Source organism: Yinghuangia sp. YIM S09857 (genome assembly GCF_051388915.1).
Classification (GTDB): Bacteria; Actinomycetota; Actinomycetes; order Streptomycetales; family Streptomycetaceae; genus Yinghuangia.
Window position 1 is genome coordinate 454,981 of the sequence record NZ_JBPKBH010000007.1, and the last position, 26,907, is coordinate 481,887.

Genomic DNA, 26,907 nt, shown 5'->3' on the forward strand with positions numbered 1-26,907 from the left:
CGAGGACCGGGTCCGCGAGGCGCCGCGCGGCCGCGGCCGCGTCGGTGAAACCCAGCCTGACCAGGCGCGCTGTGGACACTCCCGCGGATACCGGATCCCATGTGGTCACCAGCCGAGCGTAGCCGCGCAGGGGTCCGCCCCCCAACAGCCAACCCGCCGACGGAGTGCGCGAGTCAGGCCGGATCGGGGCACGGCAGGTGAGGCGGTACGGGCGGCACGCCGCGGCGGGAGGCAACATGCGGCCGCCGGGAGGGAGCTCCCGACGGCCGCACGCCGTAGGCGCGTCCCGACCATCGAGTCCCCCGACCGCGATGACCGGTGCCGACGCGCTACCCGCCCGGTGGTTCCGGAGAACCGTCCCGTCAGGTCGTCCGTCCCACGGCCTGGGGGATCCTCCGTCTTGCCAGTTCTCCATACGCCACCGTACGGGAAGTCACCCTACGTTAGCGTGTCAGTCATGCGCAACGGTGTTCCCCCGGACAGTGTCCGAACAGACAGACCCGCACGGTCCGGCAGACGCACGCTGTCGCGGGACGATTGGGCGCGCGCCGCACTGGAGGCGATGCGCGAGAGCGGCCTCGGCGCGATCGCCGTCGAACCGCTCGCCGAGCGTCTCGGCACGACCAAGGGCAGCTTCTACTGGCATTTCAAGGACCGCGACGCGCTCATCCACGCCGCCCTCGAACTCTGGGTCGAGGAGTCGGACGCGATGATGGCGGCCGCCGCCCGCATCACCGATCCGGCCGAACGGGGGCGGTGGCTCACCGAGTTCGCCTTCACCGGGCCGCAGGGAGCGGACATCAGCACGACGCTGCTGGTGCACTCGGCGCACCCGGTCGTCGGCCCGTTCCTGGAACGGGTGACCGAGCAGCGCATCGCGTGGGGCGCGTCCCTCAACGAGGAACTGGGCCTTGCCCCGGACGCCGCGCGGCAGCACGCGCTCGCCGCCTGGATGGTCGCGGTCGGCATCGCGCTGGTGCGCCGCGGCGCGCCGCAACTGCTCCCGCAGGGCGAGGAGTCCGACGCGTTCAAGCGCTACATCATGGAACTGCTGCGCCCGAGGCCGTAACCGGCCGCCTGCCGAGGTGCCGCGAGGACGCGTCGGCAGGCGCGGCGGTCGAGCCGGGCGATCGGGCTGCGCGGGGGCTGCGCGGCCGGGCCGGCTACAGGACCGGCAGGTACTTGTGCAGCTCGAACGGCGTGACCTGCTGCCGGTACTCCTCCCATTCCTGGCGCTTGTTGCGCAGGAAGAACTCGAAGACGTGCTCGCCCAGCACCTCGGGCAGCAGGTCGCTGCGCTCCATGAGCGCGATCGCCTCGGCCAGGTTCTGCGGCAGCGGCGCGATGCCCAGCGCGCGGCGCTCGGCGTCGGTCAGCGCCCACACGTCGTCCTCGGCGCCGGCCGGCAGCTCGTAGCCCTCCTCGACGCCCTTGAGCCCCGCGCCCAGCAGGACCGCGAAGGTCAGGTACGGGTTGCACGCCGAGTCGATCGACCGCACCTCGATGCGGGTCGACTGGCCCTTGGTCGGCTTGTACATCGGCACCCGCACGAGCGCCGAGCGGTTGTTGTGCCCCCAGCAGATGTACGACGGCGCCTCGCCGCCCATCCCCGCCGTGCGCGCCGACGCGCCCCACAGCCGCTTGTACGAGTTCACCCACTGATTGGTGATCGCCGCCATCTCGCCCGCGTGCCGCAGCAGGCCCGCGATGAAGGAGCGACCCACCTTGGAGAGCTGGTACTCCGCGCCCGCCTCGTAGAAGGCGTTGCGGTCGCCCTCGAAGAGCGAGAGGTGCGTGTGCATGCCCGAGCCCGGGTACTGCGAGAACGGCTTCGGCATGAAGGACGCGTGCACGCCCTGTTCGAGCGCGACCTCCTTGACCACCAGGCGGAACGTCATGATGTTGTCCGCCGTGCTGAGCGCGTCGGCGTACCGCAGGTCGATCTCCTGCTGGCCGGGGGCACCCTCGTGGTGGCTGAACTCCACCGAGATCCCCATGTTCTCCAGCATGGTGATCGCCTGGCGGCGGAAGTCGTGGCTGACCATCTGCGGCGTGTGGTCGAAGTAGCCGCTGTGGTCGACCGGCGTGGGCGGCGTGCCGTCCAGCGGCATGTCCTTGAACAGGAAGAACTCGATCTCGGGGTGCGTGTAGAACGTGAAGCCCCGGTCCGAGGCGCGCTCCAGGGTGCGCTTCAGGACATAGCGCGGGTCCGCGAAGGACGGCGAGCCGTCCGGCATGAGGATGTCGCAGAACATGCGGGCGGTCCCGGGCGCCTCGGCGCGCCACGGCAGTATCTGGAAGGTCGCAGGGTCCGGCTTGGCCAGCATGTCCGATTCGTGGACACGCGCGAAGCCCTCGATCGCCGAGCCGTCGAAGCCGATCCCCTCGGCGAACGCCTGCTCCAGCTCGGCAGGGGCCACGGCGACCGACTTGAGGAAGCCGAGCACATCGGTGAACCACAGGCGCACGAACCGAATGTCGCGCTCCTCCAGCGTGCGAAGCACGAACTCCTGCTGCTTATCCATGGGTACATCTTGGCCTGTCCCGGTTGCGAACACATTACGGGCCCTCCAACAAAGAGGCGGCTCAGCAGGCCGTTCTCCAGTCGCGTGAGCGGCATCACACCGCGGGCTGCCGGGGACTGTCACATCCGCGGGGGGCTGTCCCGTCGTTCTGCCGTCCACCGCACACGGGCGGGGGACGGAAAGCACCGGAAGGACCACGGCGAAATGCAGCAGCGCATGGACATCTCGCAGGCCGCACCGCAGGGCTACCAGGCGATCATGGGCCTGGAGAAGTACGTCCGGGCGAACGTCGACGGCACACTCCTCCACCTGGTCAAGCTGCGCGCCTCGGTGGTCAACGGCTGCGCGTTCTGCGTGGACATGCACAGCACCGACGCGCTCAAGGACGGCGAGCAGGGCCGCCGCCTGTTCGCCGTCGCCACATGGCGCGAGTCGCCGTTCTTCTCCGAGGTCGAGCGGGCGGCGCTGGCGCTCACCGACGAGGTCACGGCGCTCGGCGAGCACGGCGTGTCGGACGAGGTGTGGGCGGCGGCGCAGGACGCGTTCTCCGACAAGGAGCTCGCGGACCTCATCCTGGCGATCAGTACGATCAATGTGTGGAACCGGGTGGCAGTGAGCACGCACCTCCAGCCGCCGGCCCTGTGACGGAGACGCTCACCGAACGGCGCGACTCCAGGAACGGCGCCGGGGGCGGCTCCGGAAGCGCGTACGACGAGGTCTTCGAGCGGCACCGCGGGGTGCTGCTCGGCCTCGCGTACCGCATGCTCGGCAGCTGGTGGGACGCCGAGGACACCGTGCAGGAGGCCTGGCTGCGCTGGAGCCGGGCCACCGGCGAGCCCGGCGCGGAGGCGATCGGCGACCCGCGCGGCTGGCTCGTCACCGCCACCACGCGGCTCGCCCTCGACCAGTTGCGCTCGGCGCGGCACCGGCGGGAGACGTACGTCGGGCCCTGGGTACCCGAGCCGGTGCCGACCGGGCGGCTCGCGCTCGACCCGGCGGAGACCGCGGCGCAGCGGTCCACCGTGTCGTTGGCGGCGCTGCGGCTGATGGAGCAGTTGTCGCCACCCGAACGGGCGGTCTTCCTGCTGCGCGAGGCGTTCGAGCTGCCGTACCAGGACATCGCCGACGCGCTGGGCATCGGGGCGGCCAACGCGCGGCAGCTGCACCGGCGTGCGGCCGAGCGCCTGGACCGGGATCGCGCGCGGTTCCGCGTCGACAGCGGCGAACACCACGCGCTGGTCGACCGGTTCGTGGCGGCCGCGGCGTCCGGGGACCGCAAGGGGCTCGAATCGCTGCTGGCGCGCGATGTGGTCATGTGGAACGACGGCGGCGGCCGGGTCAGCGCCGCCCGCAACCCGATCCACGGGCCGGACCGGGTCGTGCGGTTCCTGCTCGGCGTCATCGCACTGTGGCCGCTCACCCGCGCATACCGGGTCGAGGTCAACGGCGGCCCGGCCCTGCTGCTGGACTTCGGGTCCGTGCGGCTGCTGCTGAGCTTCGAGTCGCACGACGGGAACATCGCCGGCATCCAGGGCATGGTGAACCCGGACAAACTCGGCACGGTCCCGACGCCGGAGGACGAGCCGGACTTCGTGCTGCACGGGACGCGCCACAACCCGGGCCACTATTCGTCACATTGACGTCAAGGTCGGCTAGACTGCTGCCGTGCCTCAGCTCCGGATCGCCCTCAGCCAGCTCAACCCGACCGTCGGCGACCTGACCCGCAACGCGGACCTGGTCGTCACCTGGACCCGCCGCGCCGCCGAACAGGGCGCGCACCTGGTCGCCTTCCCCGAGATGGTGCTCACCGGCTACCCGGTCGAGGACCTCGCGCTGCGCCCGTCCTTCGTCGAGGCCTCGCGCCGCACGCTCGACGCTCTCGCACGGCGGCTCGCCGACGAGGGCCTGGGCGACACGCCGGTGGTGGTCGGCTACCTCGACCGCTGCGACACCTCCACGCCGCGGCTCGGCCTGCCCGCGGGCGCGCCGCAGAATGCGGCGGCCGTGCTGCACGGCGGCCGGGTGGCCGCGCGCACGGTGAAGCACCACCTTCCCAACTACGGCGTGTTCGACGAGTTCCGCCACTTCGTGCCGGGTGACACGCTCACCGTCGTGCGGGTGCGCGGCATCGACGTCGCGCTCGCCATCTGCGAGGACCTGTGGCAGGACGGCGGCCCCGTGGCGGCGGTGCGGGCCGCCGGGGCCGGGCTGCTGGTGGTCGTCAACGGGTCGCCGTACGAGCGGGCCAAGGACGACGTACGCCTCGACCTGGCCAGGCGGCGGGCCTCCGAGGCGGGTTGCGCGCTGGCGTACGTCAACATGGTCGGAGGCCAGGACGAGTTGGTCTTCGACGGCGACTCCCTCGTCGTCGGGCCCGACGGCCGACTGATCGCCCGCGCACCGCAGTTCGAGGACGCGCTGCTGGTCACCGACCTGGAGCTGCCGGCCGCGTCCACCGACGACAGCGCCTACAGCGCGGGCGACGTGGTCGCGGACGGGCTGACGATCGTGCAGGCGACGATCTCCGACACGCCCGTGCCGCCCTACCGGCCGATGGCCCCGTCGATCGCCGACCACCTCTCCGACGACGCCGAGGTCTATGCGGCCACCGTCACCGGCCTGCGAGACTACGCCGCGAAGAACGGCTTCAAGTCCGTGGTCCTGGGCCTGTCCGGCGGCATCGACTCCGCCCTCGTGGCGGCCATCGCGGCGGACGCGATGGGCGCGGAGAACGTGTACGCCATTTCCATGCCGAGCAAGTACTCCTCGGAGCACTCCAAGGACGACGCGGCGGACAGCGCGGAGCGCATCGGTCTCAACTACCGGCAGGTCCCGATCGGCCCGATGGTCGACGCGTACCACGACGCGGTGCACCTGACGGGCGTCGCGGAGGAGAACCTCCAGGCGCGCGTCCGCGGCACGACGCTGATGGGCGTGTCGAACCAGGACGGCCACCTCGTCCTCGCGACCGGCAACAAGAGCGAGCTGGCCTGCGGCTACTCCACGCTGTACGGCGACGCGGTCGGCGGCTTCGCGCCGATCAAGGACCTCCCGAAGACCGTCGTGTGGCGCATCGCCCGCTGGCGCAACGCGGAGGCCCTGCGTCGCGGCACGGTGCCGCCGATCCCGGAGAACTCCATCACCAAGCCCCCGAGCGCCGAACTGCGGCCGGACCAGAAGGACTCCGACTCGCTGCCCGACTACGAGATCCTTGACGACATCCTGGACGACTACGTCGAACTGGACATGGGCCGCGACGAGATCGTCGCCGCGGGCTTCGACCCGGCGCTCGTCGACCGTGTCCTCAAGCTCGTCGACGGCGCCGAATACAAGCGCCGCCAGTACCCGCCGGGCACCAAGATCTCCCTCAAAGCCTTCGGCCGCGACCGGCGCCTGCCGATCACGAACCACTGGCGCGAGGGCTGATCTCCAGTCGCCCTCGCACCTGTCCCGCCTTGTCACGAGCCACTGGCGTGAGGGGCGATCGCCGGTCGCTCCTACACCTGTCTTTCCTTGTAAAGATTGCCCTGTTAGCTTGCGCGGGTGGAGGACGATGAGCTGGCGCTGCTTCGGGACACGGCCGCCCGCATAGCCGAGTCGCTGCGGCCCGCGGACACGACGCGGCTGACCGCGGCCGACCCGTCGCGCGGGGCGGCGGTGCTGGAACGGGCCGGCCTGACCGGCATGCGCGCGGCGGGCGCGACGGCGACGCAGGTCGCCGTGGTCGCGACGGAGTTGGCCCGTACGTTGGCGCCGGTGGCGTATGTCGACCGCGAGGCGGGCGACGACGCGGCGCTCACTCTCGCGCTGCTGTGCGCGGACCTCGTCGGGGTGGCCCGCGGAGCGCTGGACGATGCGCTGCAACACGCGCATACGCGGGCGCAGTTCGGGCGGGCGATCGGGGCCTTCCAGGCCGTGGCGCACCTCGCGGCGGACGCGGCGGTGGACCTCGCCGCGGCGGAGGCCTTCGCGTCGCACGCGGCGTGGGCCGTCGACGCCCTGCCGCCGGACGAGGCGACAGCCGTCGCGACGGCCGCACGGGAGGTGTGCGCCGAGGCTGCGGTCTCCGTGTGCGAGACGGCGATCCAGATCCTCGGCGGCATGGGGATGACCTGGGAGCATCTGGCGCACGTGCGGTTGCGGCGGGCGCACGCGGAGCGGCGACGGGGGGTCGCGGGAGAGCGGAAGGCAGGCGCGCTTCCCGACCTGCGGGCGCTGGACTCCCCCGCGGAGGCCGCCTTCAGGAGTGAACTCATCGCCTGGATCGACCGATTCGACGCCGGGGCGCACGACAGCGCGGGGAGGCCCCGGCTGGCGTGGCACCGGGCGCTGTACGCGGCCGGGTACGTGGGCGTGTCGTTCCCGGCGGCGTCCGGCGGTCGCGGGATGCCCGCGGCCTATGAGGCGATCGTCAACGACGAGTTGGGGTTCCGCGGCATGCCCCCAGTCCCGCCGATCGGGCATCTCGCGCACGCGCTACGGCGGTTCGGGAGCGACGCGCAGCGCGGGACGCACCTCGCCGACCTGCTGTCGGGGGCCGTCGCCTGGTGCCAGGGCTTCAGCGAGCCGGGCGCGGGCTCGGACCTCGCCGCGCTGACCACCAAGGCGCGGCGGGACGGGGACGCGTACATCGTCGACGGGGCCAAGATCTGGACCAGCGACGCCGTCGACTCCGACCGCTGCCTGCTCCTGTGCCGGACCGGCGGGGCCGGGCACAAAGGACTGTCGATGCTGATCGTCCCGATGGACGCGCCGGGCGTGCGGGTGGATCCGATCGTCACGGCCTTCGAGACCCGCGAGTTCGCACAGGTGTTCTTCGACGGGGTGCGTGTGCCGGTCGGCGACCTGCTCGGCGCGGAAGGCGACGGCTGGGGCATCGCGATGGCCCTGCTGGCGTACGAGCGCGGCCCGGCCGACATCGGCTGGACGTCCCGGCTGGCCGCCGCCGTCGCCGACATGCGCGTCCGCGGCACCGGCGGAGACCCCGTCCTCGCGCACCGCCTCGACCACGCGGAGCGGTGGCTGTACGCGCTGCGCCTGCGCGTACGGACCCGCCTGCGCATGCGCGGCCCCGAGGCCGACGGCGACCCGGGGCCCGAGGGGTCGATCGACAAACTGCTGCTCACGCGCGTCGACAAGCTCATCGGCCGCCTGCGGCTCGACCTGCTCGGCGACGAGGCGATGACCGGCTACCTGTGGTCCCGCGCGGCGGGCATCTACGGCGGAACCGAGCAGATCCAGCGGGACATCGTGGCGCAGCGCGTTCTCGGCCTGCCCCGGGGGCGGTGACCGGCGGGGTCGCTTGCATCTGACGGATCATCAGATTACGTTCGCAAGTCCCCGGCTGATGACATTCGGCCCTGTCGCCCCGGCCCCGGGAGGTCCTGTGAGCACGTCCGATTCCGGCGCCGTACGCGACTTCCTCGCCGCCGACGGCATCACCCCCTCGGACGGCGAACTGGCCGCGCTGGTCGCGGCGCACGCCCAGGCGGAGGCCGAGGCCGGCGCCCTGCACGCGTCGGCACCGGCCGAGGGCGAGGACACCCGGTTCCCCGGCGGCGCCCCGTCCTTCGCCGAGGGCACCGCCTCCGCCGTCGCGCACACGCCCGAAGACTCGCTGCTCAGGACCGCCGACGCGCTAGCCACGGGCAAGGTGTCGAGCGTCGAACTGGTCACCGCGCTGCTCGCCCGCGCCGACGCCGTGGACCCTGGACTCGGCGTCTACCTCGCCCGCTTCGACGACACGGCGGCGGCCGCCGCGCGCGAGGCGGACCAGGCGCGGGCGCACGGGGACGTACGCGGTCCCCTGCACGGCGTGCCCGTCACCCTCAAGGACCTCATCGCCTCCCGCGAAGGCCCCACGACCGCGCACTCCGCGGTCCCGCCCCGGCACACCGGCGGCGCCGACGCGCTCGTCACCGCACGCCTGCGCGACGCCGGGGCGATCGTGCTCGGCAAGGTGTCGCTGTCGGAGTTCGGCTTCGGCGCGGCCGACGACCCCGCGCTGCCGGTGCCGCGCAGTCCGTGGGACCCCGAGCGCTGGCCGGGCGGTTCGAGCGCGGGCAGCGCGGCGGGTGTCGCCGCGGGGCTGTTCCCGGCATCCGTCGGCACCGACACCGGCGGCAGCATCCGCATCCCCTCGGCGCTGTGCGGGGTGACCGGTTTCAAGCCGACGTTCGGCACGGTGCCGGTCGACGGGGTCGTGCCCGGCGCGCCGACCGTGGACACCGTGGGCCCGATCGCCACCGACGCGGCCGACTGCCTCGCGCTCTACCAGGTGCTGGCCGGGCTGCCCGCCCGCGGGCCGGGCGATCCGGGCCTGCTGCGCGGTCTGCGGGTCGCGGTGGACACGACCGGGTTGGACCGTGCGGGGACCGATCCGGCGGCGGGCCGCGCGGTGGCCGAGGCGGTCCGCGTGCTGGCCGACGCCGGGGCCGTCATCCGCGAGCGTCCGGTGCCCGGGCTGGCCGAACTGGAGTCGGCGTGCCGGATCGTGCAGGGCGCGGAGACGTACGACACGCACCGGGAGCAGCTTGCCCGGCACTGGCCCGCGTACGGCTCGCTCACCCGCGTGTTCATGGCCGCCGGGGCCTTCTGGACCGCCCGCGACTACCTGCACGCCCAGCGCGTGCGCGCCCGCGGACGGCGGCAAGTCGCGGAATTCCTCAGCGCGTTCGACGTGGTCCTGAGCGCCACCGTCGGCACCGCCGCACCCCGGCTGGACGCAGGGCTCATGCACCTGCTCCCGCTCTTCTACACGTCCGTCTGGAACGCCACGGGCTTCCCCGCGGTCTCGATCCCCGGCCCGCCGAACGACGCGGGACTGCCGATCGGGCTGCAACTGGCCGCCGCGCCCGGAGCGGACCACCGCCTGCTCAGCGCGGCCCACGCGGTGCAACTGCGCACCGACTGGCACGTGCGCCGGCCCGCGCCGCGCGCCTGAGCAGGCCCCGCGTCAGAACCTGAGGTCCGCGCTCACCGGGCGGTGGTCGCTGGGCGTCTTGGGCAGCACCTTGGCGCTGACCGTGTCGACGCCGCGCACCATCACGTGGTCGATGGCGGCCATCGGCAGGGACGAGGGCCAGGTGAAGCCGAAGCCGCCGCCCGCGGCCTCCTGCGCGTCGGTCAGGCCGTCGGTCAGGGGTTCGAGGCCGCGGTCGTCGACGGTGCCGTTGAGGTCGCCCATGAGCACGATGTTCTCGGCCTTGTCGGCGTCGACGGCGTCCGCGAGCCGCCGGACCGTGTCGTCGCGCGAGTCGACGCCGAAGCCGCCCGGGCCGAAGCGCACGGAGGCGAGGTGCGCGACGTACACCGTCAGGCCGCCCTTGGGGGTCCTGATCTCGGCGCGGAGGGCCCGGGTCCAGCCCATGCCGACGTCGACCGGGCTGACGTTCTCGATCGGGTAGTGGCTCCAGAGTGCGACGGTGCCTTCGGCGACGCGGTACTCGTACGCGTCGTCCAGCACCGCCCCGTAGCGCCCGCTCTGGCCGGCCGGGATCTCCTGGAGCGCGACGATGTCGGCCTTCGCACCGAGCAGCGAGCGGGCGGTGCCGGACGGGTCCGGGTTCTCGGCGTTGATGTTGTGGGTGACCACGCGCACGTCGTACGGCCCGCTCCCGGCCGACGAGAACACCGTCCCGCCGAACATCGCGAGCCAGACGGCCACCGGCAGCAGCGTGGCCACGAGCGCGGTCCAGGACCGCCGTACGCCCGCCGCGACCAGGAGCGGCAGCACGAGCAGCCCCGTCCACGGCAGGAAGGTCTCCACGAGCGAGCCGACCTGGCCCGGGGTGTTGGGGATGAAGGAGTGGCCGCCGATGAACAGCGCTACGGCGGCGGCGAACCCGGCGACGATGCGGCCGCGTCGCCACGACGGCCGCTCCATGAGCGCCTTGAAGCCGGGCCACGGGGGCAGCCCGCGACGGGTGCCCCGTGCGCCCGCCGTCGCCGGCGGCGCGTGGGTCTCCCTCGTGCTGGGCCACGTCATTGCAGTCTCCCGGGGTCGCGCGGCGCGGAGATCGTTTGCCGCCTGCGCCGAATGTCGCATACGTCCTCACAGGACGCACACCACGCACCGGGAGGTTCCCCGACGGCACGGCCGGGACGTTTCCGGGACACGACCGTCACAAACCCCGGACCGCCACCGCTTCGCCGCGTCAGCCGTCGGCCGCCGCGGGCCCCGCGATACCGCGCAGCACCGTGTCCACCACCTGCGCCGGAAGCTCCGGCGGCAGGTCGGTCTCGTGCACGAGCTTGCGGATCAGCATGGGTGCGGCGAGCAGGTCCCGCATCAGCTCCACCGGCAGGTCGGCGCGCAGCTCGCCGGTGGCGACGCCGCGGCGCAGCACCACCCGCATGGCCTCGCGCCGCCGCTCGATGACCACCTCGTGGTAGCGGCGGTGCAGCTCCGGGTGCTGCTTGACCTCGGTGAGCACCATGGCCACCAGGCCCTCGCCGCGCTGGCCCACCAGGTTCAGGCGCATGGCCTCCAGGAGGCGCACGAGATCCTCGCGTACGCTCTCCCCCGCCAGCTCCGGGATGGGCTCCTCGGCGGCCTCGACGGCCGCGATGACCAGCGCCTCCTTGTTGGGCCAGCGCCGGTAGATGGTCGCCTTGCCGACCCCGGCCTGCTGCGCGACCGCCTCGATGGACAGCGCGCCGACGCTGCCGTGCTCACCGACGAGACGCAGCGTGGTCTCCAGGATCGCCCGCTCGACGGTGGCGCTCCGCGGCCGTCCGCGTGGGCGGGTCACCGGGACGGTGTCCCCGTCCGGTGCCCCCGCGTCGCGCCGTCCGGCCGCCTCGTCCTTCACCGCGTTCATCGGTCAGACCTTAGCGGTCTCGCGATGCTGTTCCGGCTGCTCTGGCGCGGTCTCGACGGGCTTGCGCGGCATCCACTTGAACACCACGACCGCGCCGATGGCGCCGACGATCGCGGACCCCAGGGCGGTGTAGTGCATGGCCTGGATGAAGGCGTCCTTGGCCGGGTCCACCCATCCGGCCCCGGTCGGACCTGCGTGGGCGGCGGCGCCGAGGGTCGCCTCGATCGACTCGTCCGCGCCCTTCGGCACGCCGTTCCCCGCGATCTCGTCGCGGTAGACCGACGACAGGACCGAGCCGAGCACCGCGACGCCGAGCGCGCCGCCGACCTGCCGCACGGTGTTCGTCACCGCGGAGCCGGCCCCGGCCTTCTCGCGCGGCAGCGAGGCCATGACCGAGTTGGTCGCGGGCGGCATGACCAGGGACATGCCGATGCCCTGGAGGAAGAACACCACGCACAGGATCCACATGGGGGTGTCGCGGCCCATCAGGGTGAACGACGAGAGGGTCCCGGTGACGACCAGCATGCCGACGGTCGTGACCGCGCGGACGCCGAACTTGCGGACCAGGCCCGCGCTGCGCGGCGCGAACAGCAACTGGCCGATGGCGAGCGGCAGCAGGAACAGGCCGGTCTCCAGCGGCGTGTACCCGCGCACGCTCTGGAGGTAGAACGCCATGAAGAAGGTCACGCCCATGAGCGCGAAGAACACCAGGCCTATGGCGGCCGAGGCGGCGGAGAAGGACCGCTCGCGGAAGAAGCGGATGTCCAGGGCCGGGTGGTCGCTGCGCTTCTCGTACCAGACGAAGGCGCCCAGGATCGCGAGGCCGACGGCGATGGTGGCCAGCACCTCGGGGTTGGTCCAGGAGTCCTCGCCGCCCTTGATGATGCCGTAGACGAGCGAGACCAGTCCGGCAATAGAGAGCGCGACGCCGACCGGGTCGAGGCGGCCGGGGCGGGGGTCCTTCGAGTCCGGCACGATCAGGATCATGGCGATGACGCCGATGACCACGATCGGCACGTTGATCAGGAAGACCGAGCCCCACCAGAAGTGCTCCAGCAGCGCGCCGCCGGTGATCGGGCCGATCGCGATGGCCAGGCCGACCGCGCCGGACCAGATGCCGATCGCCTTGGCCCGCTCGTGCGGCTCGAAGACGTTGCTGATGATCGAGAGCGTCGCGGGCATGACGAACGCGGCGCCGAACCCCATCACCGCGCGGGCGGCGATGAGCTGGCCGGGGCTCTGCGAGATCGCCGAGAGCAGCGACGCGACGCCGAAGACGACCATGCCGAACAGCAGCAGCTTCTTGCGCCCGAAGCGATCGCCCAGGATGCCCGCCGTGAACAGCAGCCCCGCGAAGACCAGCGTGTACGAGTTGATCGCCCACTGGAGCTGGCTCTGCGACGCGCCCAATCCCTCGTCGGGGTCGGCGATGACCTTGATCGCGACGTTGAGGATGGAGTTGTCCAGCACGACCACGAGCAGGCTCACGACCAGCACCGCGAGGATGTACCAGCGGCGCTTGTGCACGTGCGGATCGACGGTTGTGGGCGGCGCGGCCGCCGGGGTGTCGGCTGTTGCCATGAGGTGTCCCCCCAGGTCCCGGCCCGTCCGGGCCACGCGGTGGATCCGCTGCCTGTGTGGTGGCTTTGCGGCCACCGCACCAGCGGTCTCGTCAACGTCTCGACGGTACTCCTTTTTACGAAACGGTTTGGTCTCGTATCGTAAATACCTGGCAAACTGCCAGGGTGCGCGCGCACTCCGGCGGCACCCCGGCCGACCGGGCCGAATAGGGACCAGCGACCCTTTTGTCGTCGCGCGGCACGTGCCACCATGGCGTTAGTCCGGGGACGCCGACCGTGCGCCTCGAGATGAGGAGTCAGACATGTCCGAGCAGCGTTCGCAGCAGCCCGCCGCCGTACAGCCCCCCGCCGTACAGCCCGCCGACACCACGCCCGCGACAGGCGCCCCGGCCGCACCCAAGGCGGCGCCGGAAGGCCCCGGGCTCACGCTCTACGGCGGCAACGGCATTGGGCGTCGCGTGACCGTCCGCGACCTGGCCCGCGCGAAGCAGACCGGCGAGCGGTGGCCCATGCTCACCGCGTACGACGCGATGATCGCCTCGGTGTTCGACGACGCCGGCATACCCGTGCTGCTCGTCGGGGACTCGGCGGGCAACAACCACCTCGGCTACGAGAACACCATCCCCGTCACGGTCGACCAGCTCGTCATGCTCACCGGAGCGGTCGTACGCGGCACCAGGCGCGCGATGGTGGTCGCCGACCTCCCGTTCGGCTCGTACCAGGTCTCCCCCGCGCAGGCGCTGGAGACGGGCGCGCGGTTCATGAAGGAGGCCGGGGCCGGCGCGGTCAAGCTCGAAGGCGGCGTCGCGATGGCGCCGCAGGTCGAGGCGCTGGTCACGGCGGGTGTGCCGGTCATGGCGCACATCGGCCTCACCCCGCAGTCGGTCAACGTGCTCGGCGGCTACCGCGTGCAGGGCCGCGGCGACGAGGCTGCCGCGCAGTTGCTCGCCGACGCCAAGGCCATGCAGGCCGCCGGCGCCTTCGCCGTCGTCCTCGAACTCGTGCCCGAGGAGCTGGCCGCCAAGGTCTCCGCGCAGCTCGACATCCCGACCGTCGGCATCGGCGCGGGCTCCGGCTGCGACGCGCAGGTCCTGGTCTGGACGGACATGGCCGGTCTCACCCCCGGCAAGCTCCCGAAGTTCGTGAAGCAGTACGCCGACCTGCGGACCACGCTCGGCGACGCGGCGCGGGCGTTCGCGTCCGACGTGGTGGGCGGCGCGTACCCGGGTCCGGAGCACGCCTTCCACTGACGGTGCCGCCGATGGTGCCGTCGATCGGCACCGACGGCGCCGCCGGTCGAACCGCCACCCGCGTAGATCGCCCGCGATCCGTGATGCCCCGTCCCCGCCTCCTGTGCCGAGGCGGCGGACGGGGCATACTTTCGGGATGACCGACGCCTGGACCCGCCGCGGCGCACACGTGCGCCACGTGCGGCCGTCGCCGCTTTTCCTGGCACTCGTCGCCGTCTTCGGGATCTCCGGTGCCGTGCTGTGGAACGGCAGCGGCGACCAGGAGATCGCGGTCTTCATCTTCGTCATGACCGGCTGGCTCGTCTCGCTGTGCCTGCACGAGTTCATGCACGCGTTCACCGCGCTGCGGGCGGGCGACACGACGGTCGTCGACAAGGGCTATCTGACGCTCGACCCGCTCAAGTACAGCGACCCGCTGTTCACCTTCGTCATCCCGACCGTCTTCGTCCTGCTCGGCGGCATCCCGCTGACCGGCGGCGCGGTCTACATCGAGCGCGGGCTGATCCGGGGTCAGCTCCAGCACACCCTGGTCTCGGCGGCCGGTCCGTTCGTGAACGTGCTGTTCGCGGGCGTCGGGGTCGCGCTCATCAACTCGTCGGTGTTCGACGGGGCGAGCCCGGCGTTCTACGCGGCGGTGGTGTTCTTCACGCAGTTGCAGATCATTGCGGCGATCATCAACCTGCTTCCGGTGCCGGGCCTGGACGGCTACGGGATCATCGAGCCGTGGCTGTCGTACGACTTCCGGCGCACGATCGCGCCCTTCGCGCCGTACGCCCCGCTGCTGCTCTTCGGCCTGCTGCTGACGCCGGAGATCAACCACTGGTTCTTCGACCAGGTGCACACCGTCACGAACGCGCTCGACGTCCCGGACGAATGGGCGTCCGCGGGGTACCGCCTGTTCCAGTTCTGGAAGTAGCCCCGGCGGTCAGCGGTCGCCGCCGGCGGGGCCGCCGCCGTCCGGGCGCCGCCGCCGGAGCCGCCTGCGCTTCGGGCGATCCTGGTGCGCGGGCGCGAGCGGGTGTTCGGTGACCTCGTACCGGCGCACGTATGTGCTGGAGAACGCCGTGGCTGTGGCCGTCGCCGGGATGGCGATGAGCGCGCCGGTCGGACCGAGCAGCGCCGCCCCGGCGATCACCGAGCCGAAGGCGACCGCGGGATGGATGTCGACGGTCATCGACGTGATGCGCGGGTGCAGCAGGTAGTTCTCGAACTGCTGGTAGGCGGTGGCGAAGACGATCACCCACAGCGCGTCCACCGGGCTCTCGGTCAGCGCCACGATCGCGGGCAGCGCGGCAGCCAGGTACGTGCCCACGGTCGGGATGAACTGGCTGACCAGACCCACCCACATGGCCAGCGCGATCGCGTAGTCGAGACCGATCGCGAGGAAGAAGACGTAGTGCGCGATGGCGGACACCAGGGCCATCAGCGCCCGCGAGTAGAGGTAGCCGCCGGTCTTGTCGATGGCGATCTCCCAGGCGCGCAGCACCTCGGCCTGCCGGTTCGGAGGCAGCAGCGAGCACACCGCGCGGCGCAGCCGCGGCCCCTCGGCCGCGAAGTAGAACGTGAACAGGCCAATGGTGAACAGCTCGAAGAGCCCGCCGACGATGGCCGCCCCCAGGCCGAGCGCGTTGTCGGCGATCGTCTCGGCGTAGCCCTGCACGGTGTTCGAGTCCTTGAACAGGCCGCCCTGGATCTTCTCCATCGTCAGGTCGGTGTCGAACCGCTTGTTGATCCAGTCGAGCAACGACTGGACGTGGTCGGGCAGGTCGTGCGCGAGCTCGACGACCTGGTCGACCAGCAGCGAGCCGATCGCCGCGATGATCCCCGCGAACGCGATCAGCACGACGACGAAGACGATCCCGGTCGCGGCACCGCGCCGCATGCCGCGGCGGGCGAGCCGGTCGACGGCGGGTTCGATGGCGAGCGACAGGAACAGGGCGATCAGCAGGTCGATCAAGAAGCCGCGTAAGTGCCCGAACGCCCAGCGCAGCAGCATGAAGCCGATGAACGTCGCGAACACCAGCACAACGGCCCGCGGCAACCACGGCGGCATGCGCTCACCGAGTACCCCGGCCCCGGACGACCCCGACCCGCCACCGGATCCACCGCCTCCGCCAGGACCTTCGGTGTCACCGGCGTTCGCGCCGTCGGAGCCGTCGCCGCCTAATCCTCCGCCGTCGGTTCCCGGGCTGTCGGAGTCGTCGGGCGCGATGGGGGTTGATGTCACGAAGTGCACCCTATGACGTGCTTGGTGCACTCCCTCGGTCAGTCGATGCCCTCGACGACGCGGAAGTCGCGCCGGAAGCCGTCGGGGAGGGCCGAGAGCGCCTTCTGGTACGCCTCGCTCTCGTACGCCCTGACGGCCTGTTCAAAGCTGTCGAACTCGATCAGAACGACCCGCTCCGCGATTCCGGCTTCATGGGCGACGACCCGCCCGAAATTGGACAGGACGCGCCCGCCGCCGGCCCGGACGGCCGGACCGGCCAGCTTGTTGTAGGCGGCCAACTCCTCGGGGTCGGAAATGACGGGGTAGACGCTGACCCAGTAGCCCTTGGCCATGGAAACCTCCTGTGTTCCGCCAGACATGTCTGACTTCGTACTGATGCTCGGAACGATCCCTCCCTGCGGCGGCATCCGCATGGCGAGAGATACATAAAACATTCATATAAATACTCTATGCTTCACGCATGAGCCGTCAAGACGCGTCCAGTGACGCTTCCACTGCGATCGGGTCGGCCCTCTACGCACTGGCCACCAGGGCGGTGAGACGCCTTCCGCGCGACATGAGCATCACGTCCGCCGCCACCCTGGCCACCCTGCACAGGTCCGGCCCGCGGCGCATCACCGATCTGGCCGCGACCGAGGGAGTCACCCAGCCCGCGATGACCGTCCTGGTCCGGGTGATGGAGGAGTCCGGACTCGTCGAGAGGAGGGGCGACGCGTCCGACAAGCGGGTCACGCTGGTGTGTCTGACCGAGGCCGGCGAGTCGTACGTTCGGACGCGGCACCAGGCGGGCGTCGACGCGCTCGCACTGCTGATCGACGAACTCGCCGACGACGAGGTCGAGGCCCTGGTGGCGGCGCTCCCGGCGCTCGCGCACCTGGCAGAGCTCGAAAGCCGGGACCGGGAAGGGCCGAAGCGGTGACCCGGCGCGCCCCGGAACGCGCCGAGGCGCGGCTGCTGGTCCCCACCCTGGTGTTCATCACCCTGGTCGCCGCGGTGGTCGGCAGCCTCGGGACGCCGCTGATCACCAGTGTGGCGACCACGTTCCACGTCTCGCTCGACAGCGCGCAGTGGACGCTGACCGTCGCGCTGCTGAGCGGCGCCGTCGCCACGCCCGTCCTGGGCCGGCTCGGAGCCGGGCCGTACCGACGGGCCACGATCCTCGCCACCCTGGCGGTGGTCGTCGCCGGCAGTGCGCTCACCGTGCTGCCGCTGCCGTTCGCGTGGCTGCTCATCGGCCGGGCGGCCCAAGGCATCGGGCTCGGCCTCACGGCGCTGATGATGGGCGTGGCCCGGGACCATCTCCCCGAGGAGCGCAGCGCCGCGACGATCGCCCTGATCTCGGTGGTCTCGATCATCGGCGCCGGCGTCGGCTACCCACTCACCGCGCTGCTCGCCGAGATCGGCGGCGTGCGTGCCGCGTACGGCTTCGGTCTGTTCGTCACCGCCGTCGCCTTCCTCACCGCGTGGCATTCCATACCCGCGGCTCCCGAAGGCCGCTCCGCCCACGTGAACGCGGCGGGCGCGCTCGTCCTGGCCGGCGGGCTGTTCCTCGTCCTGTTCCTGGCGGGCCGGCGGAGCCTGTGGAACGGGCACCTCGCCGTGGCGGTGGTCCTCGCCGTCGCCGCCGTACTCCTGCTCTGCGTCTGGACCGCCTCCGAACTGCGCAGCAAGACCCCGCTGGTCGACGTCCGGGCGATGCGGCACCCGGCGGTCGCCGGCGCGAACATCGCCATGTTCGTCGGCGGGATCGGCATGTACCTCCTGCTCACGCTCATCACGCGCTACGCGCAGACGCCGCACGGCGCCGGCTACGGCTTCGGGCTGACCACCTTCGTCGCCGGGCTGGTCCTGGTCCCGTTCTCGGTGTCCGGGTTCCTCGCCGGCAAGCTCACGCCACGGGTTCGGACGCGGGTCGACGCGCCCTTCCTCCTGGCCGGCAGCGCCGTCGTCGTCGGCGGCGGGTTCGTCCTGTTCGCCGCGGCCCGGTCGAACCTGGCCGAACTCCTCGTCGCGATGGGTGTGCTGGGCTTCGGCGTCGGCGGCTTCTCAGCCGCGATGCCCGGTGTCATCCTCGCCGTCACACCCAAGAGCGAGACGTCCAGCGCGATGAGCTTCAACTACGTCGTCCGCAGCGTCGGCTACTCCTTGGGCAGCGCGACCGGCGGCCTGGTCCTGGCCGCCGGCACCGACACCGGTCGCCTCTTCCCGAACGACCACGCCTACACCACCGCGGCGCTGATCGGCATCGCCGCAATGGCGGTCACCGCCCTGACCGCCGCCGCTCTCGCCCTCCACCGCCCCCCGGAGACCAACCCCACCGCAGCCAAAGCCAACGTGCCCACTCGCCGCCACCCGCACCGATGACCCGGCGCGCCGAAAAGGACGGCGGACCCGGACGATCCTCGTGTCGGATCGGTTGGCTAGGTTGCAGCCCGCTCGGCCACCGGGGCCGGAAAGGGGTGGCAAGGTGCGCGCGACGACGCCGACGACCGCGACTGGGCCGATCCGCCACGAGGGCACGTTCGTCCTGCCTGATACCTGGCACAGGTCCGAGACGCTGCTCGCCTCGGCACCCCGCGACCCAGAGCAACTGGCCGACGCGCTCCGCGGATACATCGCCGTCAGCCTGGCCGAGGCAACAGGAGCCGCCGTCGACGGCACGGCCCTCGACGGCGTCGACGTGCGCTGGGCCGCCGCGGTCGTCCACGAGCTGACCGGCGTCGCGCAGACCGAGTACAGCTACATGTCTCCGACCGACCAGCGCAAACTCCACAACGTCCTGGTCGAGCTCCCCACCGACGAGGCGTTCCGTACCCTGCTCGACCACATCGACCAGGCACGGGCGGCGGTGCTCGCGGCCGCCAAGCGCTACCCGGTGCGGGCGCTGCGGCTGCTGGCGGACGCGGCCATACGCGATCCCGAGCACCACGCCACCACGGCCCGCCAACTGCTCACCGCACACATCGACGCGCACCGCGAACTCGTCGCGTCCGTCCGCCCGATGCTGGACGCGGAGACCGTCGCGGTCGTCGACGCCCAGACGCGCGCCACCGTCGCGGCGGTCGAAATCGCTCCTGCCGACGAGATCCCGGAGGTGCTCGCCACCCCGCCGTGGACGCGCAAGCGCACCCGTCCGGTGACGGTCCCGGGACTCGCGGCGGATCCGGAGCCCTTCATGGTCTGGCAGCCCGAGGAGCGCACAGCCTTTTCCGCCCCCATCCAGCGCGGCTTCACCCCCAAGCCAGTGCCCGCGGACACCGACACACTCGACGCGCTGCGGTCGCAAACGCTGCCCGCCTGGGAGGCGGTCCAGCTCTTCCTTCAGAACCCCGACGCCGACCTCGGCGACGACCTGCGGCGGTGGCGGCCGAACCTCCGGTGGTTCATCACCCCCGACGCCCGCGCGCTGCTGGCCGCGTACGAAACGGACGCCGTTCCCCTGGTGCACTCCCTCGCGCTCGAATCACCGGTCCACCGGGCCGCCCTGCTGATGCCCGTCGTCGGACTTGACACCGCACGGCTCATGGCCGGGTGGCTGCACCGCCGTTCGGACATACCGCACGACGTGGCCGCGGCCTGGCTCACCCGGCATGCCGACGATGCCGCGCGCCTGCTCGTCCCCGACGCCGTCGGCAAGGCCGGTCCGGAACGCCGCGCCGCCGAGCACGCGTTGCGCCATGTCGCGAGCGTTCGTGACGAGGAGACCGTGCGTACCGCCGCCGCGGCGTACGGGGCCAGGGCCACGGCCGCGATCGAGGTGATGTTCGCGACCGATCCGCTGTCGCTCGGCCTGCCGTCGCGCATGCCGGCGCTGCCGGACTGGGCGAGCCCGGCCCTGCTCCCGCAGGTCACGCTGCGTTCGGGTGCCGCGCTGCCGGAGGAGGCGGTCGGTGCCCTGCTGGGCATGCTGGCGATCTCCAAGCCGGGCGCCCGGTATGCGGGACTGGCCGAGGTCAAGGCCGCCTGCGCCCCCGACGTGGCCGCCGGGTTCGCCTGGGCGCTTTTCGAGGCGTGGCGCCTCGCGGGCTTGCCGCCCAAGGAGGCGTGGGCGTTCCACGCGCTCGGCGTGCTCGGCACCGACGACACTGCGGACCTGCTGGAACCGATCGTGATGCGGTGGCCGCACCAGGGCGTGCACAAGCGGGCAGTCGACGGCATCGACGTGCTCGCGGCGATCGGCACGCCCGCGACGCTGCGGCGCCTGCTCGCGCTGTCGCGGGGCCAGGGGCTGCGGGCAGTACGCACCCGGGCGCGGGACAACGTCGCCCAGGTGGCCGCGTCGCTGGGGCTGAGCGACGCCCAGCTCGCCGACCGCCTCGTCCCGGACTTCGGGCTGGACGCCGACGGGACCACCGTCCTCGACTTCGGTCCGCGCAGGTTCACCGTGGGCTTCGACGCGTGGCTCAAGCCGTACGTCGTCGGCGAGGACGGCAGGCAACGCAAGGATCTGCCGCCGGCGGGGCCGTCCGACGACGCCGAGGCGGCGACAGCCGCGCGCGAGCGCTTCGCAGCGCTCAAGAAGGATGTCCGGAAGACCGCCGCGGAAGCGCTGCGGCGCCTGGAGACGGCGATGACCGGCGGCCGTACATGGGCCGCGGAGGAGTTTCGCGAGTTCGTCGCCGAGCAGCCGCTGATCCGGCACCTCGCCCGGCGCCTGGTGTGGTCGGCCGCGTGGTCCGCCGCGATCGGCACGGTTGAGACCGTCGACTTCCGGATCACGGAGGACGGCACGTACGAGGACGTCGACGGCGGCGTGTGCACCTTCGCGTCCGAGGAAACCAGCTTCGCGGTCGCGCATCCCGCCGAGTTGGGCGACGACCTCCCGCGCTGGGCGGCGGTGTTCGCGGCGCACGGAATCGACCAGCCGTTCGCCCAGCTCGACCGGCCCGTGCACGCCCCGCTGCCGGGGGAATCGGCCGATGCCGTCGTCGCGCGCTACGCCGGGGCCGAGGCCGAGACGACGCGGCTGTTGGGCCTGGAGCGGCGCGGCTGGGTGCGCGAGACTCCGGGCCAGGGCGGCTATCAGTGTGTGAGTGCGCTGTCGGTCGGCGAGGGGTGGGAGGTGACGCTGTCGTACCGCCCCGGCATCTACGCGGGGGCTCCGGCGGCGATCGAGACGCAGACCCTGGAGGCGGTCGAGCTCACGCGCACGGGGGCGGGCGCGTACGTCTCGGCACTGCACCGACGGACGTTCGACGACCTGGGCGCGGTCCTGGTCAGCGAGATCCTGGCGGCGCTCGACGCGGTCGCCGGGCCGCCGTCGGCGGCCTGACGGGGTTTGGGCCGGCGGCGGGGCCGGGTCAGCGGTGTGAGGCGGGGACGTCCATGGCCACGCAGACTGCGCGCCAGACGTCCTTGGCGTCGTAGCCCGCTTTCAAGGCCTCGACGACGGTGCGGCCGCCCAGCTCGGTCATGACGTGGTCGTTGGCGAAGGAGTCGGCGTACGTCTCGCCGAAGTGGGCGCGCATCCGCTCCCAGAAGTCGGTCAGTCGCATGGCTCGATTATCCCAGGCGCGGCGCACCCGTGGCCGGGGTCGTGCCGCGGTGTGGGCGGTGCGCGGGCCGATTGTCGGTGCGACCCGGCACCATGGAATGGCCATGCATGACGACGCACACGCGACACCTCCCGAGGTCGACCCCGCCGAGGTCCTGGGCCGGTTCTCGCCCGCGACCCGCGACTGGTTCACGGGCGCCTTCCACCGGCCCACCGCGGCACAGGCGGGGGCCTGGGCGGCGATCGCCGCGGACCGCGACGCGCTGGTCGTCGCGCCCACCGGCTCCGGCAAGACCCTCGCGGCCTTCCTGTCGGCACTGGACCGGCTGGCCGCCGAGCCGCCTCCGGCCGACGCCCGGCGCCGTTGCCGCGTCCTCTACATCTCGCCGCTGAAAGCGCTGGCGGTCGACGTCGAGCGCAACCTGCGCGGGCCGCTGGCCGGGATCCGCCAGGCTTCGGTGCGCCTGGGGCTGCCCGAGCCGCAGGTGGAGGTGGGCGTACGCTCCGGCGACACCCCCGCCGCCGACCGCCGCCGCTTCGCCACGAAGCCGCCGGACATCCTCATCACGACCCCGGAGTCGCTGTTCCTGATCCTCACCTCGCAGGCGCGCGACGCGCTGCGCGGCGTCGACACCGTCATCGTGGACGAGGTGCACGCGGTCGCCGGCACCAAGCGCGGCGCCCACCTCGCGCTGACCCTGGAGCGCCTCGACCAGATCCTCGACCGCCCGGCGCGGCGCATCGGGCTGTCGGCGACCGTGCGCCCGGTCGACGAGGTCGCCCGCTTCCTGTGCGGTACGCGCGAGGTCACCGTCGTACAGCCGCCCGCCGCCAAGACTTTCGACCTGTCCGTCGTCGTGCCGGTCGAGGACATGGGCGAGCTGGCCCAGCGGCCCGCCGAGTACGACGAACTCGGCCAGGTCCAGCGCGCCTCGGTGTGGCCGCATGTCGAGGAGCGCATTGTCGATCTGGTGCAGGCGCACCGGTCCACCATCGTGTTCGCCAACTCGCGGCGTCTCGCGGAGCGTCTGTGCGGGCGGCTGAACGAGCTCGCGTACGAGCGCGCGACCGGCGAGGTGATGCCCGAGTCGGGTCCGCCCGCCGAGCTGATGGCGCAGGCCGGGAGCCTCAAGGGCGCCCCGCCGGTCCTGGCCCGCGCGCACCACGGCTCGGTGTCCAAGGAGCAGCGTGCCCTGGTCGAGGAGGACCTGAAAGCCGGGCGGCTGCCCGCCGTGGTCGCGACGTCCAGTCTCGAACTGGGCATCGACATGGGTGCCGTCGACCTGGTCGTGCAGGTCGAGTCGCCGCCGTCGGTGGCGTCCGGCCTCCAGCGCGTCGGACGCGCCGGGCACCAGGTCGGGGCGGTGTCGCGCGGCGTCGTGTTCCCGAAGTTCCGCGGCGACCTCGTGCAGACCGCGGTGGTGACCGAGCGCATGCGTGCGGGTGCCATCGAGGCCGTGCGGCCGCCGCGCAACCCGCTCGACGTGCTGGCCCAGCAGATCGTGTCGATGGTGTCCGTCGAGGACTGGGACGTCGAGGAGCTGCTGACGCTGGTACGCCGCGCCGCGCCCTTCGCGTCGCTGCCCGTGTCGGCGTATGAAGCCGTGCTCGACATGCTCGCCGGGCGCTACCCGAGCGACGCCTTCGCCGAACTGCGCCCGCGGCTGGTGTGGGACCGCGTCGGAGGCACGCTGACCGCCCGTCCCGGCGCCCAGCGCCTCGCGGTCACCAGCGGTGGGACCATCCCCGACCGCGGGCTCTTCGGGGTCTTCCTGGCCGCCGGCGACGGCAAGCAGAAGTCGCGCGTCGGCGAACTCGACGAGGAGATGGTCTACGAGTCGCGCGTCGGCGACGTCTTCACGCTCGGCACCTCGTCGTGGCGTATCGAGGACATCACGCACGACAAGGTGCTCGTCACCCCCGCCCCCGGCGTTCCCGGCAAGCTGCCGTTCTGGCACGGCGACACGCTCGGCCGACCGGTGGAACTGGGGCGTGCGCTGGGTGCGTTCCTGCGCGAGATCGGCGCGATGGACGCCGAGAAGGCACGCGAGCGGGTCGCGGCGGCGGGGCTGGACGCGTGGGCGGTGGACAACCTCCTGGCGTACCTCGCCGAACAGCGCGAGGCGTGCGGGCACGTCCCGGACGACCGGACCATCGTCGTCGAGCGCTTCCGCGACGAGTTGGGCGACTGGCGCGTCGTGGTGCACTCGCCGTTCGGTGCGCAGGTGCACGCCCCGTGGGCGCTCGCGGTGGCGGCGCGGCTGCGCGAGCGGACGGGGCTGGACGTCCAGACGATGCACGGCGACGACGGCATCGTGCTGCGCCTGCCGGACACCGGGGATCCTCCCCCGGCCTGGCGGCCGGACGGTGCCCCCCAGTCCGCAATCGATCTGTATCCGTCATCGAGCTCCGGCAACGCCGACGCCGAGTTCAGCCTGCCGTCCGACTTCGCGGTGTTCGACGCCGCCGAGGTCGAGCCGCTGGTGACGGCCGAGGTCGGCGGCTCGGCGCTGTTCGCGTCGCGCTTCCGCGAGTGCGCGGCACGCGCCCTGCTGCTGCCGCGCCGGATGCCCGGCAGGCGCACTCCCCTGTGGCAGCAGCGCCAGCGGGCCGCGCAACTGCTGTCGGTGGCAAGCGAGTACGGGTCGTTCCCGATCGTGCTGGAGACCATGCGCGAGTGCCTTCAGGACGTCTTCGACGTACCGGGCCTCGCCGGACTCATGGCCGACATCGCCGCCCGCAAGGTCCGCATCGTCGAGGTCACCACCCCCGAGCCGTCGCCGTTCGCCCGCTCCCTGCTGTTCGGGTACGTCGCCCAGTTCATGTACGAGGGCGACTCCCCGCTCGCCGAGCGCCGCGCCGCCGCGCTCGCCCTCGACTCTCGCCTGCTGTCCGAACTGCTCGGCCAGGCCGAACTGCGGGAACTCCTCGACGCCGAGGTGGTCGCGCGCACCGAGGCCGAGTTGCAGCGGCTCACCGACGACCGTCGGGCGCGCGACGCCGAGGGCGTCGCCGACCTGCTGCGCCTGCTCGGCCCGCTCGGCACCGACGAGGTGGCCGCGCGCAGCCTCGGCACACCCGCCGACACCTCGCGCCGGCTGGTGGCGCTGGAGGAGGCACGCCGCGCGATCCGGGTGCGTGTCGCGGGCGTCGAGCGCTGGGCGGCGATCGAGGACGCCGGGCGGCTGCGCGACGCCCTCGGCACGCCACTGCCGGTGGGTGTCCCCGAGGCCTTCACCGAGCCGGTCAAGGACCCGCTCGGCGACCTGTTGGCCCGGCACGCGCGCACCCGGGGGCCGTTCCATGCGGCCGACGCCGCCGCCCGGTTCGGGCTGGGCGCGGCGGTCGTGACCGGGGCGTACCAGCGACTGTCGGCGACCGGCCGGGTGGTGTCCGGCGAGTTCCGGCCCGGCGGCGCGGGCACCGAGTGGTGCGACGCCGAGGTGCTGCGGATGCTGCGGCGGCGCTCGCTGGCCGCGCTGCGCCACGAGGTGGAGCCGGTGCCGCCGCTCGCGCTCGCCCGGTTCCTGCCGGTGTGGCAGGGCGCGGGCGGTTCCGCGGCGCGTGGGCTGCGCGGCGTCGACGGCCTGGTGCGTGCGGTGGAGCAGTTGCAGGGGGCGGCGGTTCCGGCGTCGGCGTTGGAGAAGCTGGTGCTGCCGACGCGTGTGGCGGCGTACAACCCGGCGCTGCTCGACGAGTTGTGCGCGACGGGCGAGGTCGTATGGGCGGGGCACGGCGCGCTGCCGGGCAACGACGGCTGGGTGTCGCTCTATCTCGCGGACGCCGCGCCGCTGTTGCTGCCGCCGCCCACACCGCTCGACCTCGGTCCGCTGCACCGGGCGGTCCTGACCGCGCTGGACGGCGGGTACGGCCTGTTCTTCCGGCAGATCGCGGACCGCGTCCCGCAGTTGCTGCCGCCGGAGACGGCGGTGCCGAGCGATGCCGAGGTCGTCACCGCGCTGTGGGATCTGGCGTGGGCAGGGCATGTCACGGGCGACACGTTGGCCCCGCTGCGGGCACTGATGGGGTCCGGGCGTACCGCAGGCTCGACGGCGCACCGGGCACGGCGGGCCACCCCGCGCGGCCGGTACGGCGGGCTCAGCCGCGGCCGTCCCGTCGCTCCCGCGCGGTCGGCCCCGCCCATCGCGGTGGGGCGCTGGTCGCTCGTACCCGAGCGCGAGCCCGATCCGACACGTCGGGCGCACGCGCTGGCCGAGACGCTGTTGGACCGGCACGGCGTGGTGACGCGCGGCGCCGTGGTCGCGGAGGGGAGCCCTGGCGGCTTCTCGGCGGCGTACCGCGTGCTGTCGGCGTTCGAGGAGACCGGCCGGGTGCGCCGCGGGTACTTCGTCGAGGGGCTGGGGGCGGCCCAGTTCGCGGCGGACGGGGCGGTGGACCGGTTGCGCGCGCTGCAACAGGCCGCGGAACGGCGGGCCGAGTCGGCCGGATCCACCGGGCCTGGAGGGTTCGGTGCGCCCAGCGGGTTCGGCGGGCCTACCGGGTTCGGCGGGCCCACGGGGTCTGCCGGACGCGCCGGGTCTTCCGGCCGCGACGACTCCGGGCCGCGCGCGCTGTTGCTCGCCGCCGCCGACCCCGCGAACCCGTACGGTGCCGCGCTGCCCTGGCCGGACCGTCCAGGAGAGGCCGCGGGCGGACACCGGGCGGGCCGCAAGGCGGGCGCCCTGGTGGTGCTCGTGGACGGCGAACTGGTGCTCTACGTCGAGCGCGGCGGCCGCTCACTCCTCACCTGGACCGAGCAGCCCGAGCGGCTCCAGCCTGCCGTCGACGCGCTGGCCCTCGCGGTGCGCGAAGGCGCGCTCGGCAAGCTCACGGTCGAACGGGCGGACGGCGAGGGCGTCCTGACATCGTCGCTCGGACGTGCGCTGGAGGCCGCCGGATTCCACGCGACACCGCGCGGCCTGCGGCTCCGCGGCTGAGACCGTTTCGTTACGTGCCCGCCTGCCGCACGAAACACCCCGGTCACGTCGGTCCCCCAGTATCGAGTCACG

Annotated in this window: 19 protein-coding genes; 12 read left to right on the plus strand and 7 right to left on the minus strand. The window is 72.7% G+C overall.

Features of this window, described 5'->3' with window-relative positions; translation table 11 throughout:
- Nucleotides 1-457 precede the first annotated feature (457 nt).
- Complete coding sequence (locus tag ACRX5S_RS18290; protein ID WP_436774009.1) at nucleotides 458-1,069, plus strand: TetR/AcrR family transcriptional regulator; 612 nt, start codon at nucleotides 458-460, stop codon at nucleotides 1,067-1,069.
- 94 nt (nucleotides 1,070-1,163) lie between these two features.
- Here ACRX5S_RS18290 and ACRX5S_RS18295 read toward each other — a convergent pair whose 3' ends face one another.
- Nucleotides 1,164-2,525: a glutamine synthetase family protein gene (locus ACRX5S_RS18295; protein WP_436774010.1), complete on the minus strand. Its 1,362-nt coding sequence runs from the start codon at nucleotides 2,523-2,525 to the stop codon at nucleotides 1,164-1,166.
- 204 nt (nucleotides 2,526-2,729) lie between these two features.
- Here ACRX5S_RS18295 and ACRX5S_RS18300 point away from each other — a divergent pair, with 204 nt between their 5' ends.
- From ACRX5S_RS18300 to ACRX5S_RS18320, 5 genes are all read left to right on the plus strand, one after another.
- Nucleotides 2,730-3,170: a carboxymuconolactone decarboxylase family protein gene (locus tag ACRX5S_RS18300; protein ID WP_436774011.1), complete on the plus strand. Its 441-nt coding sequence runs from the start codon at nucleotides 2,730-2,732 to the stop codon at nucleotides 3,168-3,170.
- The gene (gene sigJ, locus ACRX5S_RS18305; protein WP_436774012.1) at nucleotides 3,167-4,165 is read left to right on the plus strand and encodes an RNA polymerase sigma factor SigJ; all 999 of its coding nucleotides are present in this window, start codon (nucleotides 3,167-3,169) and stop codon (nucleotides 4,163-4,165) included. Before ACRX5S_RS18300 ends, sigJ begins: the two co-directional genes overlap by 4 nt.
- A 25-nt stretch (nucleotides 4,166-4,190) precedes the next feature.
- Complete coding sequence (locus ACRX5S_RS18310) at nucleotides 4,191-5,951, plus strand: NAD+ synthase (RefSeq protein WP_436774013.1); 1,761 nt, start codon at nucleotides 4,191-4,193, stop codon at nucleotides 5,949-5,951.
- Nucleotides 5,952-6,068: 117 nt separating this feature from the next.
- Nucleotides 6,069-7,814 carry an acyl-CoA dehydrogenase family protein gene (locus tag ACRX5S_RS18315; protein ID WP_436774014.1) on the plus strand — a complete coding sequence of 582 codons (1,746 nt, stop codon included), beginning with the start codon at nucleotides 6,069-6,071 and terminating at the stop codon, nucleotides 7,812-7,814.
- Between the two features lie 97 nt (nucleotides 7,815-7,911).
- A complete protein-coding gene (locus ACRX5S_RS18320) occupies nucleotides 7,912-9,468 on the plus strand; it encodes an amidase (RefSeq protein WP_436774015.1) in 1,557 nt (518 codons plus the stop codon).
- Nucleotides 9,469-9,480: 12 nt separating this feature from the next.
- Here ACRX5S_RS18320 and ACRX5S_RS18325 read toward each other — a convergent pair whose 3' ends face one another.
- From ACRX5S_RS18325 to ACRX5S_RS18335, 3 genes are all read right to left on the minus strand, one after another.
- Nucleotides 9,481-10,512, minus strand: a complete 1,032-nt coding sequence (locus ACRX5S_RS18325) for an endonuclease/exonuclease/phosphatase family protein (protein ID WP_436774016.1) — start codon at nucleotides 10,510-10,512, stop codon at nucleotides 9,481-9,483.
- Nucleotides 10,513-10,681: 169 nt separating this feature from the next.
- Nucleotides 10,682-11,347, minus strand: coding sequence for a TetR/AcrR family transcriptional regulator (locus tag ACRX5S_RS18330; RefSeq protein ID WP_436774017.1), 666 nt, complete (start codon nucleotides 11,345-11,347; stop codon nucleotides 10,682-10,684).
- A 3-nt stretch (nucleotides 11,348-11,350) separates the two neighbouring features.
- Complete coding sequence (locus ACRX5S_RS18335; protein ID WP_436774018.1) at nucleotides 11,351-12,928, minus strand: MFS transporter; 1,578 nt, start codon at nucleotides 12,926-12,928, stop codon at nucleotides 11,351-11,353.
- A gap of 301 nt (nucleotides 12,929-13,229) precedes the next feature.
- Here ACRX5S_RS18335 and panB point away from each other — a divergent pair, with 301 nt between their 5' ends.
- Together panB and ACRX5S_RS18345 are read left to right on the plus strand one after the other, a co-directional pair.
- Complete coding sequence (gene panB / locus ACRX5S_RS18340) at nucleotides 13,230-14,177, plus strand: 3-methyl-2-oxobutanoate hydroxymethyltransferase (protein ID WP_436774019.1); 948 nt, start codon at nucleotides 13,230-13,232, stop codon at nucleotides 14,175-14,177.
- Between the two features lie 136 nt (nucleotides 14,178-14,313).
- On the plus strand, nucleotides 14,314-15,093 hold the full coding sequence (locus ACRX5S_RS18345; protein WP_436774020.1) for a site-2 protease family protein: 780 nt from the start codon (nucleotides 14,314-14,316) through the stop codon (nucleotides 15,091-15,093).
- A gap of 9 nt (nucleotides 15,094-15,102) precedes the next feature.
- On the opposite strand, the gene ACRX5S_RS18350 is transcribed toward ACRX5S_RS18345, so the two are convergent.
- Together ACRX5S_RS18350 and ACRX5S_RS18355 are read right to left on the minus strand one after the other, a co-directional pair.
- Nucleotides 15,103-16,404 (minus strand): AI-2E family transporter, encoded by a 1,302-nt coding sequence (locus ACRX5S_RS18350; RefSeq protein ID WP_436774021.1) that lies wholly within the window; start codon nucleotides 16,402-16,404, stop codon nucleotides 15,103-15,105.
- Between the two features lie 38 nt (nucleotides 16,405-16,442).
- Entirely contained in the window at nucleotides 16,443-16,736 is a 294-nt protein-coding gene (locus tag ACRX5S_RS18355) for a DUF1330 domain-containing protein (RefSeq protein WP_436774022.1), read from the minus strand.
- Nucleotides 16,737-16,864: 128 nt separating this feature from the next.
- Here ACRX5S_RS18355 and ACRX5S_RS18360 point away from each other — a divergent pair, with 128 nt between their 5' ends.
- The 3 genes from ACRX5S_RS18360 to ACRX5S_RS18370 all read left to right on the plus strand — a co-directional run bounded on the left by ACRX5S_RS18360 (nucleotide 16,865) and on the right by ACRX5S_RS18370 (nucleotide 21,676).
- Nucleotides 16,865-17,323, plus strand: coding sequence for a MarR family winged helix-turn-helix transcriptional regulator (locus tag ACRX5S_RS18360; protein ID WP_436774023.1), 459 nt, complete (start codon nucleotides 16,865-16,867; stop codon nucleotides 17,321-17,323).
- On the plus strand, nucleotides 17,320-18,768 hold the full coding sequence (locus ACRX5S_RS18365) for an MFS transporter (RefSeq protein ID WP_436774024.1): 1,449 nt from the start codon (nucleotides 17,320-17,322) through the stop codon (nucleotides 18,766-18,768). Before ACRX5S_RS18360 ends, ACRX5S_RS18365 begins: the two co-directional genes overlap by 4 nt.
- Nucleotides 18,769-18,871: 103 nt before the next feature.
- Nucleotides 18,872-21,676, plus strand: a complete 2,805-nt coding sequence (locus ACRX5S_RS18370) for a DUF4132 domain-containing protein (RefSeq protein ID WP_436774025.1) — start codon at nucleotides 18,872-18,874, stop codon at nucleotides 21,674-21,676.
- 28 nt (nucleotides 21,677-21,704) lie between these two features.
- Here ACRX5S_RS18370 and ACRX5S_RS18375 read toward each other — a convergent pair whose 3' ends face one another.
- A complete protein-coding gene (locus ACRX5S_RS18375; protein WP_436774026.1) occupies nucleotides 21,705-21,899 on the minus strand; it encodes a DUF3046 domain-containing protein in 195 nt (64 codons plus the stop codon).
- A gap of 103 nt (nucleotides 21,900-22,002) precedes the next feature.
- On the opposite strand from ACRX5S_RS18375, the gene ACRX5S_RS18380 reads away from it, so the two are divergent.
- Nucleotides 22,003-26,835, plus strand: a complete 4,833-nt coding sequence (locus ACRX5S_RS18380) for an Lhr family helicase (RefSeq protein ID WP_436774027.1) — start codon at nucleotides 22,003-22,005, stop codon at nucleotides 26,833-26,835.
- Nucleotides 26,836-26,907 lie beyond the last annotated feature (72 nt).